Origin of the sequence: Pedobacter rhodius (genome assembly GCF_027213645.1) — a bacterium.
Classification (GTDB): domain Bacteria; phylum Bacteroidota; class Bacteroidia; order Sphingobacteriales; family Sphingobacteriaceae; genus Pedobacter; species Pedobacter rhodius.
This window is the reverse complement of sequence record NZ_JAPWGL010000001.1, coordinates 1,106,669-1,122,980: the sequence shown is the minus strand read 5'-3', so window position 1 is coordinate 1,122,980 and position 16,312 is coordinate 1,106,669. Positions and strand designations below refer to the sequence as shown.

15 protein-coding genes are annotated in these 16,312 nt (G+C 36.1%); 7 read left to right on the top strand and 8 right to left on the bottom strand.

Going from position 1 to position 16,312, the window contains the following annotated elements; translation table 11 throughout:
• Positions 1-394: 394 nt before the first annotated feature.
• Positions 395-781, top strand: a complete 387-nt coding sequence (locus O0931_RS04725; RefSeq protein ID WP_269414399.1) for a hypothetical protein — start codon at positions 395-397, stop codon at positions 779-781.
• Positions 782-899: 118 nt separating this feature from the next.
• Here the strand turns inward: O0931_RS04725 and tatA are convergent, their stop codons facing one another.
• From tatA to O0931_RS04695, 6 genes are all read right to left on the bottom strand, one after another.
• Positions 900-1,091: a twin-arginine translocase TatA/TatE family subunit gene (gene tatA, locus O0931_RS04720; protein WP_269414398.1), complete on the bottom strand. Its 192-nt coding sequence runs from the start codon at positions 1,089-1,091 to the stop codon at positions 900-902.
• Positions 1,092-1,286: 195 nt separating this feature from the next.
• A complete protein-coding gene (locus tag O0931_RS04715; protein WP_269414397.1) occupies positions 1,287-2,570 on the bottom strand; it encodes an HlyD family secretion protein in 1,284 nt (427 codons plus the stop codon).
• Between the two features lie 31 nt (positions 2,571-2,601).
• The gene (locus O0931_RS04710; protein WP_269414396.1) at positions 2,602-4,788 is read right to left on the bottom strand and encodes a peptidase domain-containing ABC transporter; all 2,187 of its coding nucleotides are present in this window, start codon (positions 4,786-4,788) and stop codon (positions 2,602-2,604) included.
• 81 nt (positions 4,789-4,869) lie between these two features.
• On the bottom strand, positions 4,870-5,961 hold the full coding sequence (locus tag O0931_RS04705) for a TlpA family protein disulfide reductase (protein ID WP_269414395.1): 1,092 nt from the start codon (positions 5,959-5,961) through the stop codon (positions 4,870-4,872).
• A gap of 119 nt (positions 5,962-6,080) precedes the next feature.
• Positions 6,081-6,383, bottom strand: coding sequence for a hypothetical protein (locus tag O0931_RS04700; protein WP_269414394.1), 303 nt, complete (start codon positions 6,381-6,383; stop codon positions 6,081-6,083).
• Positions 6,384-6,552: 169 nt separating this feature from the next.
• Positions 6,553-8,136 (bottom strand): vitamin K epoxide reductase family protein, encoded by a 1,584-nt coding sequence (locus O0931_RS04695; protein ID WP_269414393.1) that lies wholly within the window; start codon positions 8,134-8,136, stop codon positions 6,553-6,555.
• 596 nt (positions 8,137-8,732) lie between these two features.
• Here O0931_RS04695 and O0931_RS04690 point away from each other — a divergent pair.
• The 3 genes from O0931_RS04690 to O0931_RS04680 all read left to right on the top strand — a co-directional run bounded on the left by O0931_RS04690 (position 8,733) and on the right by O0931_RS04680 (position 11,376).
• Entirely contained in the window at positions 8,733-10,064 is a 1,332-nt protein-coding gene (locus O0931_RS04690) for a S41 family peptidase (RefSeq protein WP_269414392.1), read from the top strand.
• A 227-nt stretch (positions 10,065-10,291) separates the two neighbouring features.
• Positions 10,292-10,822 carry a DinB family protein gene (locus tag O0931_RS04685; protein WP_269414391.1) on the top strand — a complete coding sequence of 177 codons (531 nt, stop codon included), beginning with the start codon at positions 10,292-10,294 and terminating at the stop codon, positions 10,820-10,822.
• Between the two features lie 95 nt (positions 10,823-10,917).
• Complete coding sequence (locus O0931_RS04680; protein ID WP_269414390.1) at positions 10,918-11,376, top strand: GNAT family N-acetyltransferase; 459 nt, start codon at positions 10,918-10,920, stop codon at positions 11,374-11,376.
• Positions 11,377-11,444: 68 nt separating this feature from the next.
• On the opposite strand, the gene O0931_RS04675 is transcribed toward O0931_RS04680, so the two are convergent.
• Complete coding sequence (locus tag O0931_RS04675) at positions 11,445-11,705, bottom strand: hypothetical protein (RefSeq protein ID WP_269414389.1); 261 nt, start codon at positions 11,703-11,705, stop codon at positions 11,445-11,447.
• Positions 11,706-12,033: 328 nt separating this feature from the next.
• Between O0931_RS04675 and O0931_RS04670 the strand changes: the two genes are divergently transcribed.
• The 3 genes from O0931_RS04670 to O0931_RS04660 all read left to right on the top strand — a co-directional run bounded on the left by O0931_RS04670 (position 12,034) and on the right by O0931_RS04660 (position 14,322).
• A complete protein-coding gene (locus O0931_RS04670; protein ID WP_269414388.1) occupies positions 12,034-12,546 on the top strand; it encodes a 2'-5' RNA ligase family protein in 513 nt (170 codons plus the stop codon).
• A complete protein-coding gene (locus O0931_RS04665) occupies positions 12,543-12,692 on the top strand; it encodes a DUF2256 domain-containing protein (RefSeq protein WP_269414387.1) in 150 nt (49 codons plus the stop codon). Before O0931_RS04670 ends, O0931_RS04665 begins: the two co-directional genes overlap by 4 nt.
• Positions 12,693-13,134: 442 nt before the next feature.
• On the top strand, positions 13,135-14,322 hold the full coding sequence (locus O0931_RS04660) for an acetyltransferase domain-containing protein (protein ID WP_269414386.1): 1,188 nt from the start codon (positions 13,135-13,137) through the stop codon (positions 14,320-14,322).
• A gap of 332 nt (positions 14,323-14,654) precedes the next feature.
• On the opposite strand, the gene O0931_RS04655 is transcribed toward O0931_RS04660, so the two are convergent.
• Positions 14,655-16,304, bottom strand: a complete 1,650-nt coding sequence (locus tag O0931_RS04655) for an alpha-L-fucosidase (RefSeq protein ID WP_269414385.1) — start codon at positions 16,302-16,304, stop codon at positions 14,655-14,657.
• Positions 16,305-16,312: the final 8 nt, after the last annotated feature.

Genomic DNA, 16,312 nt, shown 5'->3' with positions numbered 1-16,312 from the left:
GTTAAAAAAAATATTTTATTGGGTGATTTATTAATTAATCTATCGGAATCCGATGTGAAAAATACAAATTATAACTTAAAATATTGTATTATTAAATATACTAAAAATTAGACAAAAAGGTTAAAAAAATACTGATTATCATATTGAATAAAAGATAGGTAATGTATTATTTCCTAGTTAAACCTGTATCTAAATGTCTGTATTAACCATGAATATTTTTTTATTCGACAAGATATTTATGCCATCAGGCACACCTCATCCTTGGCCCGACATGGTTCGATAGGTAGCCTCTACGAAGTGGCAAATATTTATTAAAAACCCTGAATACATCAAAGCTTCGTGGCTTGGTTACCTGCAATCAGTCAAAACGAATAAATCCATCAGCAATGTGCCGATGTTTATCTACCATAATACCCAATCGGCTTATGCGAAAATAATTTGTATTCCTGCGCAACCCGCGGATTGGAATGCCAGGTTCAAAGGGAAAAGTGTAACGCAAAAAACTTCGATTACAAAAACACTGGCTCAGGGCATCCTAAACCATGCATTTGGAGAAAAGCAATTTGCGATATATGCATTTGTTCAGGAAAATAACGATAAGAAGACGATTCAAATTGATAAGAACAATAATTTAATCGTATTCCCGGTTAAAATTCATATTTATAAGAATGTCGGCGCAAAATGGAAGCCTATCGCTCAAAGAACAGTTGCTAATCGTATCGCCTACCAACAACTTCAGTATGATGTAGCAAACGCTTCATTATATGCTAAAGCTATATAAACGCAACTAAAACAGCATGTATAAAATTTTGCCTTTCCGAAAAAACCAGAAAGCCCCCTGCGATGATGTTTTTCAACTCAGGCTTTTTAGGAGATTTACGGAAAGGACTTAGCATAAATTAAGGTTTTACAGGTTCTTTAGCCGGTATTGGTTCGTTATGACCATCCTGACCATCTTTAAATTCTTTTATACCTTTTCCAAGGCCTTTCATTAATTCAGGAATCTTTTTACCGCCAAATAAAAGCAATATAGCTAAAGCCAAAATTATCATTTCAGGACCTCCTAATAAGGCTGCAATTGTAGTTGTCATGTGATTCAGGTTTATTTCTGTCTATTTGCATCTGCAAACTATAAACACTTACGGAATATAAGGTAAGTTGGTTTTTGGAAAGTTTGAAATAGTTTATTTAGTGAAAATAAGCCGGGTCATGGCAGAGGTGTTTAACTGACTTATCATCAAAAATTTAATTCTTTCTTTTAAAGAATGAATATTAAAAAAATACTATCAACCACGCAACATCCTGGTTATGTTCCTGAAGAAACGTTGCAACAAGGAACTTTCTTCGGTTATAATTTCCGCATCTGCCTGCATACCGTTTTTTAGCACGATTTTACGGTTAGGGTCTTTGTTTTCGAATTGCTCAAAACTTACTTTGGCTATAAATACGCTATCCCGATATGCAACATCAGAAATGTAGGATAACCTTCCCCGAACCATTCCATACTGTTCAAAAGGATAACTACGGAGTTTGACCAGCGTTCGCTCTCCTTTACGAATCTTGCCCATATTGTACTGTGGTATCTGTACTTCACCAAAAAAATCGCTGTTGCCGGGATTTACAATAAATACTTCCTGGTTGTTCAAAACATTTTGGTTTTGTTGAACAATACCAGCGAAACTTAATTTTCCAGCTACCGGAGCAGTGAGAATGTGCTGTAATATCCAGGCATCACTTTCCGTCAGGCATTGATTTAGTGCCTGGAGAAATTTAGCCCGTTCTTCAGAGATGGTATGTTTTAAATCTAATAGCTCCTTTTCCTTTGCGCTATGGTTACCAGCATTGTTTAGCAAAGCGGTTTCGGTTTGCTGTAACGGGTATTTAGAACTTAAATATTTGTTTTCCTGTTGCGCGAACTCACTCCTGGAAATGACCTTGTTTTTATATAATTTTTGATAAGCTTTATATTCCTCTTCCTGGTTAGCATATTCTAATTTCTGTACTTTTTGCTGCTGGTATATTTGAGATTTTAGAGTACTAATGTCCCTCAAATCCTTTTCCAGAAACGCCATCCGGTTTATGTAATAACCATTTTTTTGAGTGGACTGGTATTGTAAATATTGTTGATAGAAATTCTGATAACTGCTTTGTAATTCGCCAAGGTTTAAATTTTCTGGTAAGCTGAATGGTGTTTTCGTATTGTTAAGTACGGCCGACTGAATTTCTTTTAGGGTTTTATTCAGCTGTAGAATATGTTCAGGTTTCGCGGTGCTTTCAAAATAAGCTAAAGGCTGGTTTATACTGACCATCTGCCCATCTTGCACCAATAAAGCCGTTAACTTACCACTTTGCTTAGCGAGCACCGCTTTTGGTGAGTTCAGGGAATTTATTTTTAGGTTAACCTTAACCACATCGGGATATTCAATCAATGCCGACAAAAGTACGATACCGGCCAATACGATTAAGATTAAGGTAATTCCAAACCTTAATATCCATGGTGGTACAGCAGTTATGATTTCCTGAACCTCTTCGCTGTTTGTTTCCTGATAGGTTATTTCTTCTGTTGGCATATTTTTATAAAGCCTGATATTACTTCAACTCCTAGTTTCCCAATTCCAGCTGATTTTTAACCAACTGGTAATATTCACCCCTTGCCTGTGTCAGTTCTGCATGCGTGCCTTGTTCTATAATAACGCCTTTATCCAGCACAACAATATTGTCCGCATTTTTCACAGTGCTTAAACGATGGGCAACAACCACAACCGTTTTCCCTTTGAAAAACTTTTCAAGGTTTTCCATGATTACCTTTTCATTATTAGAATCCAGGGCATTGGTTGCCTCATCAAAAAAGATATATTCAGGATTTTTATATACGGCACGGGCAATTAAAATCCGTTGTCGCTGACCTTGACTAATACCATTACCTTCAGCACCAATTTTTGTGTTTAAGCCTAGCGGCAGGCTTTCTATAAAATCACTAATGTTGGCCGCACGTATGGCATCTTTCAATTTCGCCATATCGGGGTATTCATCGCCCACGGCAATATTTTTTGCAATACTGTCAGAAAAGATAAAACCATCCTGCATCACAACGCCACAGAGGCCACGCCAGTACCTGAAACTAATCTGGTCCAGGTAACCATTGCCAACCTTTATATCGCCTTTTTGTGGCTCATAAAAGCGAAGCAATAACTTTAAAATGGTCGTTTTGCCACTTCCGCTCATGCCCACAATAGCAGTGGTTTTACCCTGCGGAATGTGGAGGTTAATTTGAGATAAAACCGGCTCATTACCTGCGCCGGGGTAAGTGAAAGATATATTTTGCAGGCTAATGCTTTTATCAGAAGGCAATTCTTTTACAAAGGTTTTATCCAGTGGCTCTTCATCATCCATCTCCCTGATTTCATTTAAGCGTTCTAAGGATATTTTTGCATCCTGCAATTGCTGAACGAAACCAAGCATCTGCTCTATCGGGCTGTTTAACTGACCGATGATATATTGCACCGCCATCATGGCACCCAAAGTAAGCTGCCCATCAATAACCGATTTGGCAACCAAAAAGGTAATGAGGATATTTTTACCCTCATTGATAAAAAATGTGCCGGCCTGCTGGTACTGGCCCAAAGCCAGGCTTTTTACATTAAAACGGAACAGCCCGGCCTGGATTCGTTCCCACTCCCAGCGTTTTTGCTGTTCACAATTGTTCAGTTTGATTTCCTGCATACCACTAATAAGCTGTACAATAGCGCTCTGGTTTTTAGACGAAATATCAAAGCGTTTAAAATCCAGCATACGTCTTTTCTTTAGGAAAGCAACTACCCAGAGGCTATACAAAACCGTGCTGACGGCGAATATGATAAAGATGTTGATGTTGTAATAAGCCAGTACAACGGCAAAAATAACCAGGTTAAACATTGAAAAAACCACGCTCAAAGTAGAACCAGTTAAAAAAGATTCTATTCTTTTCTGGTCATTCATGCGCTGCATGATATCGCCTGTCATCTTCGTATCAAAAAAACTGATGGGCAGGTTCATCAGCTTGATTAAAAAATCGGTTAGTATCGAAATGTTAATCCTTGTACTGATGTGCAGTAATATCCAGGAGCGGATAAAATCGACACTCATCCGTCCAATAAAGAGCATAGTTTGGGCGATGAGGATGATGTAGATAAAATTAAGGTTGCGGGTATTGATACCGATATCGACGATGCTCTGGGTAAGGAATGGCAATATCAATTGCAATAAACTGCCTACGGCAAGTCCGGCAAAAAGCTGCATAATAAGCTGCTTATAGCGGTAAAGGTACTTTAATAAATAACCGAAGTCCAGTCCATTGGCTCTATCACCTTCCTGGCTGTAAAACTCAGGCGTTGGCGATAAGGTAAGTACAATGCCTTCGTTATGGCCGTTTTTATTTGTGCTTAACCAATTTTTAAGAAATTCAGATTTGCTGTAAATAATTAAATCTTTTGCTGGATCAGCCAAAAAGAAATTTCCCTTGTCGATTTTATAAAGAATAACAAAATGATTTTGATCCCAATGAACAATAACTGGCAACTCGCAAGCTTGTAATTTTTTGATATCAATTCTAGCTCCACTTGTTCTAATGCCAATTTTTTCAGCAGCATCACTAATTCCTAAAAGCGAAACACCCTCTCTATTAATTCCAGAAAGGTCTCGTATTTTTTGTAGCCCAAAATTTTTGCCATAGTATTTGGCAATCATTCGCAAACAAGTCGGACCACAATCCATCTGATCAGGTTGTTTATAAAAAGGGAACTGTTTCAAGTATTTGTAACTAAATCAAAATGTAATTAAAATAAAATAAGTATTGGGCTTATTATAATGCCTATGTTCTCAGAAAAGAAATTAATTGTGAGCTGCAATAAAACTCAAATATTCAGATGTCCGATTTGGAGCATAACCATTAAATCTTTTGATTTCATTACCGTTCTGATCAATAAAAACAACTAAAGGTATCGATGAAAATCTATATCTTGCCATGATTATATCCATATCTTTTTCATCAACGATAAATTGATCCCAACTCATTTTTTCATACTTCAATGCGTTCTGCCAATATTCTTTATTTTCATCTATTGAGATGCTGGCCATATAAAAATCTTTACTCAATACTGTTGATCTGATCTTTTTAAGGTCAGGAATTTCTAATCTGCATGGTCCACACCAGCTTGCCCAAAATACCAACATATTGAGTTTAGCTCTCCGGTCGATACCTTTTATTACTACTCCTTTGTCTGAGACTAAGGATAATTCCGGAGTTTTATCATTAGGCAAAAGCATATTATTCGTATAGTTACGTAAACTCAAGGAGCTTTTAGAGTTTCTAATAGGTATACTAAAATTCTGTAATATCTCAGTTAACTGTTTTTTAGAATAATGCTCTCTGAATTGCGTAATTTTGTTTAGAAAGTAATATGAGTCAGGATATTTTTTTATTAATGCTGTATTTCTAGCGAATCTTTTTACATCAGTACTATCTCGAATATATCCAAAGTTCTGCCATTCAAAATTTTGAAAAAGCTGATTTTCCATTCCACTGTTTAATATTGCACTAGTATGTCCATCTTTATTTTCAAAGTTCTTTATAACTGAAATTCCATAATCTAACATAAATGCTGAATTAGCTGAGTTTTTTCCAGTTTTTTTGATCAAAAATTCATTTTTAACGTAAAATTGAGTTATTTTTTTTGCTGAATCTAAATAACATAGGCTGGCTAAAAAGGGTTCAAATCTTTCAGTTGGCTTGTAAGTCAAAGTGAAAGATCCATCTATACAATTCGCCGAATCTAAGAACTTATCCCATTCTACTGCAGATGTAAGGTAAACCTTTTGGATATTCTTATTTAGCCCAATCCCTTTGATAACTGCATTATTATGAGTCGTTAATTTGCAGGATTGCTGCAATAAAATCAGGCAAATAATTGTAATGTTTTTCATTTTGTATAGTTAATAAAGTGATAGCTTTTCAATCATGATAAATAGTGAATAAGGCTTTTTAATTCTTCAAGATTACATCATATTGATCTTCTATCACTTTACGGATTTAGTTATTGGTTCTAATCATTGTAGCATCTACTTACTCCGCCATTACTTCCTACAGGAGTAGGAGAAGTATGATTTGAAGTATTACAAAAGCACTCCATTGTGATTGTACCATAAGGCCCGCCAGTTGCTTCTCCCTTGCCGCCACAAGTTCCAGTAGTGGTATATCCATTACCATCCGTCCAAGTACATGCTGATGTCTTACATCCATAACTGCTTGGTGGCTCAACAACCCCTCCTTTTATCATTCTCATTTCATTTCTTGATAGTACTTCCCCTTTAATAGTGGTTGCACTATCATTTAGTAACATTTCCATAATTTCGATTTAAAGTTTAATTGAAACCTTCTTTCAAGCCGGGCTTCCTAGCTGTATTGATGTACGTCAACACTCGTTTTGAGACAAATTGTTTGCAACCGCATTGCCTCATTTTGTACAAAGTCTTTCTTATTTAAAGATATGTCTGCTAGATTATATTAGATAATTTTTAACTTAATAAATATTTGACATCATCCAGTTTATAGGGATCTGGTAATTTTTGCCCATTAATAAAAAATGTTGGTGTTGAGTCAATATCAGCCAAATCACACCACTCTCTCTGTTTATTAACGGCCTGTTCAACTTCAATTTTATACTCAATAGGATACTTTATTTGCCAATTTTCATATTTCATAAATGTCTTGTACCAGTCATTTAGAGCTTCTTCAGCAATGGTTTTACTTCTAAAAAAAGCAAGAGTGGTTAAATGACGTGCAACCTTTGCTCTTTCGTCCTCACTATCACTCGTAAAAAAAATCAGCTTTATCTTGATGTCACTGCGCGATTCTAATAACTTAGTTAAGCCTTTATGAGCTACACTACAAGGCGTACAGTTAGGATTAGTTACCATTGTTATAGTTATATCGGCCAGCTCGTTTCCTAAAACTATCGGCATTAAATCATCATCTATATTATATATTGGCTGATTAGATAATGCATTTTTGAATAATTCATTATTGAATTTAAATTGATTTAATTCTCTTTTTAAAGGTTTCAGTTGCGCTGTACTTAGAAAATACTGTTTTAAAAATGACCAGATTATTATTGGCGATAATAAACATATTATAACGAGATATAATTGGCTATTGATGATTGTATAAGCATTCCAGTTCCAATTCCCGAATATCACTGCGCAAACAAATTCTGATATAAGTACTACCTGTATGCTACAACACAGTACACACCATTTCTTTACTTTATATTGGTAAGAAAATGAATAAATGGTATATGGCAATGAAAATAAATTTAGCACCATTATTAGCCACATTGACGAAGGGTTGATTAAAAGCAGTAAAAGTGTGCCTGAAAAATAGAAGAAGCCTATTTCGCTCCAACTTAACCAATCGGTTAACTTTGCAGCTCTAGAATTCAAAATTGCATTACAATCATTTTTGCCGCCTAATCCACATAAGTTTTTTATAAAAGGATTTTCAGCATTGATAGTTTGCATTAAAAGAAATATACTTACAAGCAAGCCTATTAATTTCGTCACGCTTAGTACCGCTGGATATAATGCTGGTAATAAAGTACTGAACGCAACAATGAATAATAATGAGAACAATATCAACACTGACGGCAAAACAAGAACTTGAAAGAAATATTTAAGTGCGTTTTCAAAGTAATTTATTTCACCGCTTTGCGGGCCTTTTTGCGCGTGAACAATAATTCCATCCCAATTTTCAAAAAACTTTTTGTTTGAAATAGTTGTACTTTTTTTCTGTTCATCTGAAAAAGTAATATTTTCTTCATCAATATTATGAATCAAGACAAACTTACCTCCATGTTCTTCTAAATGTGCGATGAATGGTAAAGATAAATTAGTAAGGTTATAATCAGTTTTAATGAATCTATATGCTTTATTAGGTATTTTCCAATCTTTTAAACAATCGCTGAGTGACAGGATACTTGGATAATCTGGATGCTCTCTTAAACATTTAGATATTGTTGAATTATGCATTTTAATACCAAGTGCTTTAGTTAAATGTTGCGTGACGCTATCTAAATTGTGTTTTTTAACGTTGAAAAGGTTCATGAAAACTAGAGGTTAAATATTGAATTATTAAAATCAACTATTAAATTAGGTGAATGATTTGACAATATATTATTTGTTATACAGAACCTATGATTTTCTATATGAAAAGGTAGTTTTGCAGGAAATAGATTTTAGTTTGCGGGATAGACTTTATTTTAGTTTCATTGTAGTGCAGCATAAAATTCATTTTCTTGTATAATTATAAAGCATTACAAATTGATTTTGTGGTAAGATTTTATTTTTGTAAACACCTACTAGAAATGATACATTTAAAAAAAATTTACAGAGTATAACATCATAAAACGAAACGCCAGGAAAATAGAAAAAATTGATTATGGGTTTTAATAATGAACAAATGCGACTAATTAGGGGGTGGCGACGGACTGGAAATCCAACTACTGTCGGGAATCCTCCACATTACCAGGATGCGTAGAAGATAAGTTACGACTATAAGCAATTAGTATTGACAATAGATGCTAATGAAAACATGTAAATACATAAGGAAATTTGTGCTCTTTATTTTAATTTTCGCTTTTTTTTCTTCAAAAGCTCAAAATTGTGATTGCAGAGGTAACTTGAAGTTTGTAATCGAAAGAGTGAAGAAAAACTATGCCGGTTATAATGACAAAGTAACCGTTTCAAACAGAAACAAATTTGAAGTTTTTACAGATAGTTTGTTAATGGAAGCTGGTGAAGCCCCTCCTTACCAATGCTTTCCAATTCTTAAAAAATGGCTTTCCTTTTTTAAGGATAAGCACATGAGTATTTCATATGATGATAGTAAATTCACGAAGGAACAGCTCATAAATTATTATGCTAAAGAAGAAAAAACAGATTGGACAGATTCGCTGTTCAATTCTTATCTGAAGAAGGAGCAAGCTGATATAGACAGTTTGGAAGGTATTTGGAAAGACCAGGCCGGATATTATCAAATCGGAATCGTAAAGGATAAAAACAGAAAAAATGAGTTTATCGGTTTCATTATAAAGGCGAATGGAAGCACTTGGGGCCCGCAACAAGTTAAATTAAGAATTACTAAAAATCGTGGACAATACCGTCTAAAAGTTTTCAGAGCTATTGATCATTCAGAAAATCAGCTTTTTTTACAGAAAGTAAAAGACACACTTACATTTGGAGACGGTACCGTTACTTCAAAATGGTACAAAAATTTTGTTCCGCCCCCAAAAGTATCTAGCCAAACTGCGAATAATGAGCTTTTTCCAAAATTTAAATTTTTGGATGACAAAACCTGCCTTTTTCAAATGCCTTCATACGCATCATTGGATAATGTAAAGGTGATGGATAGTTTATTAAAAAAAAATGCCCTGGAACTGGAGAAATGCGAACATTTAATTATAGACCTTCGAAATAATTATGGTGGTTCTGTACTTAGTTATGATAAATTAATCCCATATCTTTATGCCAACCCCATTTTGACGGAGGGGGGAAGCGTATTGGCTACAGAAGAAAACATTCGCGATTATTATAGCCAGATTCCATCAAATATTGCTGACAGCATGAAAACAATCTTTGAAAAAAATGTTCGCGAATTAAAAACACATCTTAACGAAATTTATCCTTTATACCCTGTAGATACGATTACCTTTTCAAAGGTATTCAAGAACCCAAAATCTGTTTCTCTGATCATAAACAAAAATACAGCCAGTGCCGCTGAAATTTTTGTTTTACAGGCAAGACAAAGCACTAAGGTAAAGCTTTATGGTAGCAACACATCTGGCGCCATAGATTATTTAGAAGTTGTGAGAACCAAATTGCCTTTTGGTTTTTATGGCCTGGGCTATCCGGCCTGTAAATCATTAAGATTGCCTGAATATCCACTTGATAATATTGGGATTAAACCTGATGTAGAGATACCTGTTACCGTTTCGGATTGGATCGATTTTGTAAGAACGTATACGAAAAAATAAACAGGCACAGTATGCTTTTTTGAGTGACCAGTTCAAGCCTTATTTTACTTAATCTATACGAGAAAAATAATCACATAACTTAAAAGATTTTCGAGGTTTAAAGATGATAATTTAAAACTAACTCACGCTTCGCTCCTAACAGCTGACCGACATACAAATAATTCCGGAAGCTAATAGACAAATCTTATTTCTCCCTTATATTTGTTCTAGTAAAAACAAACCAAATCATGAAAACAGCAAAATTATTACTCAGCCTGATAGGCCTGTTGGCTACCATGGCTGTGGCCAATGCACAGGAATCGTTAAGCACTAAAATTGCAGAATGGGAAAGAGCAAAGGCGTATACCAAAGAATACCTGGATGCAATGCCTGAATCGGGTTATTCTTTAAAGCCAACACCGGAAATGCGTTCTTTTGCAGAACAAATGTTACACCTTACAGATGCGAACTATGGTTTTACGGCAAGTGCTACCGGCGAAAAAAGTCCTTACGGATTGGGTGAAGTAGAGAAAATTCAGGATAAATCCAAAGCGAATGTAACCAAGGAAGTTATGGCGGGTTACGATTATGTAATTGCTGCGCTAAAGAAAATGACACCTAAACAATCAGAAGAGAAAGTAAAATTTATGAACCGTTTCGAAATGACAAGAGATATGGTGTTTGTTAAAGATTTTGAACATCAGACACATCATCGCGGTCAGGCAACGGTATATCTACGCTTAGCAGGTGTTAAACCACCGCAGGAAAAATTATTTTAATCATTTATAACCACACATAAACATTTTTTGTGGGGTTTTTCTTTATGCACCAAATGATGATTCGATTGGCTACCCTGGAAGACATACCCGAAATTATGCAACTTATAAAAAAAGTTGTTCCGCTGATGCGTGTTTCGGGGAATTTTCAATGGGGAGATGATTACCCAAATCCGGAAGTATTTACTAAAGACATTTCGGTTAACCAGTTATGGGTTAGTAAGCTGGATGATAAGATTGTTGGCGTATCGGCAATTACAACTGATCAGGATCCTGAATATACCGATGCAGGCTGGGATATAACGGATAAAGCTATTGTTACGCACCGACTGGCGGTAGACCCCGACTGCCGGGGAATGGGTATCGCGAAAGCGCTGATGAGACAAGCCGAACAAGTGGCTATAGTATCAGAAATAAAGATTTTACGCGTTGATACGAATAGTGAAAATGCGGCGACGAAAGCACTTTTCCCAAAATTAGGTTACCGGTTTAGCGGGGAAATCAGCTTAGCTAAGCGTCCGGGACTTCGCTTTTATTGTTATCAAAAATTATTATAGCCTGAGAAACCCTACTACAGATTGTTTCAAGTTACCTGCAGGCAGATGGAGTTTATAATACAGTCGTCTTAAATTGTATCCGGAAATGTTTCAGAATCAGGTGTATGACCAAGCATGGTTTCGACATCATTGATAAGCTTTCTTTTTCCAAAAATCCAGGTTTTGGGAGAAGAAAAATCTTCAATTATTCCGGTTAGATTTTTTTCAGGAACATTTGCGAATTTCATGAATTCATTGACCAAAACATATGAATCCATATCTCCATAGCCTCTGAGCTGCTGAACCCTTTTTAGAAATAAACTCATTTGAGGAGTGTTGAGCGTTTCCATACCACAAATATAACACTATGTATTTTTTATAATACCGTAAAAATACCTTATTTGGAAATAAATTATTAACATTTATACTGGCCATTATCGTTTATCGGGGCCTATATCATAATAACTTTTGATGATTATCTGTTGTAACTATAATTCTTCAACTATTACTTTACGCAAGCCATAAATTAGTACATTGTACCAGTATTTCTTTGATAAATTAAGACCGATACATAAATATTTAAAGCTTATAATCAAAACCTGATGGAACAAATGATACGTTGATTTGTTCAATACTATCAGTTATTTATCACCGTACTGCAACACTTTATAACTTATAATGAATACGCCGGCACCTCTTATTCTTACGCTTCGCATCGATGAAGAAAATCAATTTTTTTTCAATCAACAACGATTGCGGTATTTCCCTCCATCAAAAAATGTGCTGCAGGCCCATCTTACACTTTTTCATCAACTTCCTGATGATTTTAAAACATACGATATTCTTGAACGCTTGGAAAGTCAGGTTTTTAATCTTTCTGTAACGGGGCTTATTCATCTCGGTCATGGTGTCGGGTACCGGATAGAATCGGCAGAACTCCATGCCCTTCGGGCTAAACTCAGCGGCTATTTCAGCACCGTTCTTATCCCACAGGATAAACAGGGATTCAGGCCCCACATTACGATTCAAAATAAAGTAAGTCCGGCCGAGGCAAGCCAGCTTTTTCAGGAATGTTCAGCAGCGTTTACACCAATGTTGATTGAAGCACAGGGACTCGATCTGTGGAGGTATTTAAACGGCCCCTGGGAACATATCGCGTTTTATCCTTTTCAGCAAACCATGAATTTATGAAAAGCTTAAAGAAACAAGAACTTCCTGAAAAAATCTGCGTGGTATGTCAGCGCCCGTTTAGTTGGCGTAAAAAATGGAAGAGGGATTGGGATAAGGTGCTGTACTGCAGTAAAAAATGTGCTTCAAATAAAATCTTGAAATTATAAGCGCCTGTATAGAATTTATCTGATAATTTGTCAGGCATTTTTTCCAGCAACTTTTATGGTTTCAATGGTCTTCGGGCTTGCTTCGCAGGTGGGCTGTAACAGCCTTAAATATTTCGAGATAGGCTGGTTATGTATCAACATTTGCCTGGTTTCGCTCAAAAAATAAGCGATAAACATTTTCACAATATAAATTTAAACAGTAGCTAAAAAAAAACATTCAACAATTCTTTTTTTTGTAACTTTAAATCTACCTTTTAAAAAGATTTAATTTGATGCTATCGGCAGATCTAATTAACTGAATTAAAAGCTTATAAAACAAGCTGGCAAATAGACATACCCGGTTATGATTCCTGAGTTGAAACATCATTTCGTAGGCAAAAAAATGGCCGGCATGAAAGACAATACTGAAAAATTTAATCAAATAAATTAATCTCTAAATTAAATGAACGCTGAACAAACGCTCTTATCAAAACGCATTCTCACTATCGATATTTTGAGAGGCCTGGTAATGATCATCATGGCATTAGATCACACACGTGATTTTTTCCATATTGATGCGATGACCGGTGATCCGCTTAATCCGGATACAACAACAGGAATTTTATTTTTTACCCGCTGGATTACGCATTTCTGTGCACCGACGTTTGTTTTCCTTTCTGGTTTGTCAGCCTATCTTTCTGCTCAAAACAAAACACCGGCAAAATCGAGCCTATTTTTATTAAAAAGAGGCTTGTGGCTGGTGCTTGTTGAAATTGTAATTATAACGTTTGGGTTAACTTTTAACCCGTTTTATAACTTTATTATCCTACAGGTCATCTGGGCCATTGGCTGCAGCATGATTCTTTTAGCACTTTTTAGCCGAATTTCTTACAAATTGGTTCTGATTACCGGATTATTGCTCGTACTCGGACATAATGTTTTCGACTTCTTTCCTGCACTAAACAATGGAACATCAGGTTTACTGCTTAAAATTTTCTTTACCGCTTCAGGAACAGTTATACCTTTAGCAAATAATCATTTCATCGGTGCGTTTTATGCTATTTTACCCTGGACAGGCATTATGTTTCTGGGCTATGCGGCCGGCAAATGGTTTGCAAAAGATTATAACCCCGAAAAGCGCCATAGAAATTTAAAGAACTTCGGCGCATTGGCTTTAATACTTTTTGTCGTTTTACGCTTACTTAGCCTCTACGGTGACCCGGTACCCAGAAAAGAATACCATGATCTTTTCAAAAACCTGTTATCATTCTTAAATGTAACTAAATATCCGCCATCCCTGGAATATACCTGTTTAACATTGGGCTTCGCCCTGACATTTTTAGCTATAGCAAAAAATGTTACAAATAAGGTAAGCAAAATGCTTTCTATTTACGGAAGCGTACCATTTTTTTATTATGTAATACATTTTTACCTTTTGCACACCATTCTGGTTATACTTTTCTTTTTAGAAGGAAATACCGCCAAAGAAATTATACAAATTCCATTTCTGTTCAGGCCGGCTAAATTTGGTTACGATTTATGGATTGTATATGGTATCTGGATAATGGTTGTTGCATCACTCTATTACCCTTGCAAATGGTTTAAGAAATATAAAGCCACACATAATAATTGGTGGCTGAGCTATATTTAGGGAAAAGGACGACCGCCTTAATAATAAATTGTCGTTTCATTAAATCCTGCTATTAAGATTTAAAATGCCATTTGGATTTGCAGGTTATTAACAAACCGGATAAGTCGTCATCCGATAGTTATCGGATCGAGATGACGACTTTTCTTTTGAGTCCGTTAACGATAGCGAGGCTTTTTCAGCCAACGAAGCAATCTTTCCTGTTGTAAGATAATGCTCTTTATTAAAAAGATTGCTTCATACGCACACACAATCCAACCCTTCAGTTCGCAATGACGACTTGTTAATACGTCCTTTTCGGGCGGCCTCATAGTTTAAGTCAAAAACACTTTGTACTACACAATTTGAAACACAGCGGCATAACCGCCTTTTAAATGTTCCGGAACAGTAATCACTAAACCTTCTGCATCGTGCGTAAAATTAATAGGATTGGTATCTCCCGGCAGGGTTACTTTTTTAACCTGATTAGAATAGTGTCCCGAATCGGAAGAAAATGTTTTAATAACGACTTTATCCGTTTTAATTTCGCCTAATACCGTTGCATAAATACTATCATTTTTAGTTGCAAATCGTATATCTGCTGATGAAAACGGCTTTCCTTTTCCTTCATTAAAACCTTGTGCCTTTAAAGGCTGCGCATTCTCCAATGCAGGCCCTTCCCCAAGAATTTTCCAGGGTCTGGTTCCAAAAATACTCGATTTATTTACGGCCATCCATTTTGCTATTTCCTGCAAAATTGCTGTTTCCTGTTCATCTGCTGAACCATCACCTCTTAAAGGTATGTTTAATAATAGATTTCCATTTTTACTGACCACATCTACCAGCGTTTGAATCACTGTTTTAGCACTTTTATAACCATGTTTATCATATATCCGGCGATCGTAATGCCAGTCGCCAATACAGGTATCGGTTTGCCACGGAAGTGGTTCAATTTCATTGCTCTGTCCCCTTTCAATGTCCCAAACCATGCATTTCCGTTGTTGCTCATCCAATATTTTACCAAATAAAACCGCGTTTTGTTTGCCGTGTTTTTTGATGCTCTTATTGTAAAGATGGGCAGCAATTTTAAGACCTGCATCACTTATCGGCCATAATGGTAATACCGTATCATCAAAATAAACCAAATCGGGTTCATATTTATTGATTAGGGATATGGTACGGTTATAAAATTTATCACAATAAGCTTTACTTGGAATACTTACGCCTTTTTGCCACTCCCAAATTTTTATATTGGAATAGGTTGTATTTTCATTCGTACTTAATCCATGTCGCTGTGCATATAATTCCTGCGGATCCATGCCCGCCCACCATTTACCTGCGCCCTCTGCTTTAGTCATATTACCATCGTATGGAATACCTGCGAAAGGCCCGGTTTTATCGGCAAACTGAGCAGACTCAAACCAGGTCCATGCATGGGATGCGTGAACACTCACACCAAACGGTAATCCCTGGTTCTTTGCGGCTTTCGCCCATCCACCAATCAAATCTTTTTTCGGACCAAATTTAGTCGAATTCCAGGGTTGATACTTATTTGGATATAAATCAAAATTATCGTGGTGGTTTGCAAGCGCAAAAAAGTATTCCGCACCGGCATTTTTGTACAATTCCATTAAAGCTTCAGGTTCCCATTTATCGGCTTTCCATTCGTTTATTACATCCTTAAAACCAAATTTAGATGGATGACCATACTTCTGAACATGATATTTGTAGGTATCAGAACCTTCAAGATACATTTTACGTGCGTACCAGTCGCCATGTTCGGGCTGGCACTGCGGTCCCCAATGTGCCCAGATGCCAAATTTAGCATCGCGAAACCAATCCGGTACCTGGTATTGGCTTAAAGAATCCCAGGTTGGTTTAAAAGGCCCGTTTTGCATGGACTCACCAACAAAAGGAGATAAAAAATCACTGGCTTTTAAAAATCCGGGAAGGTATAACGCCGGAATTGTACCAATCGCTCCTTTTAATAAAGTTCTCCTTTTCATATGGTAAA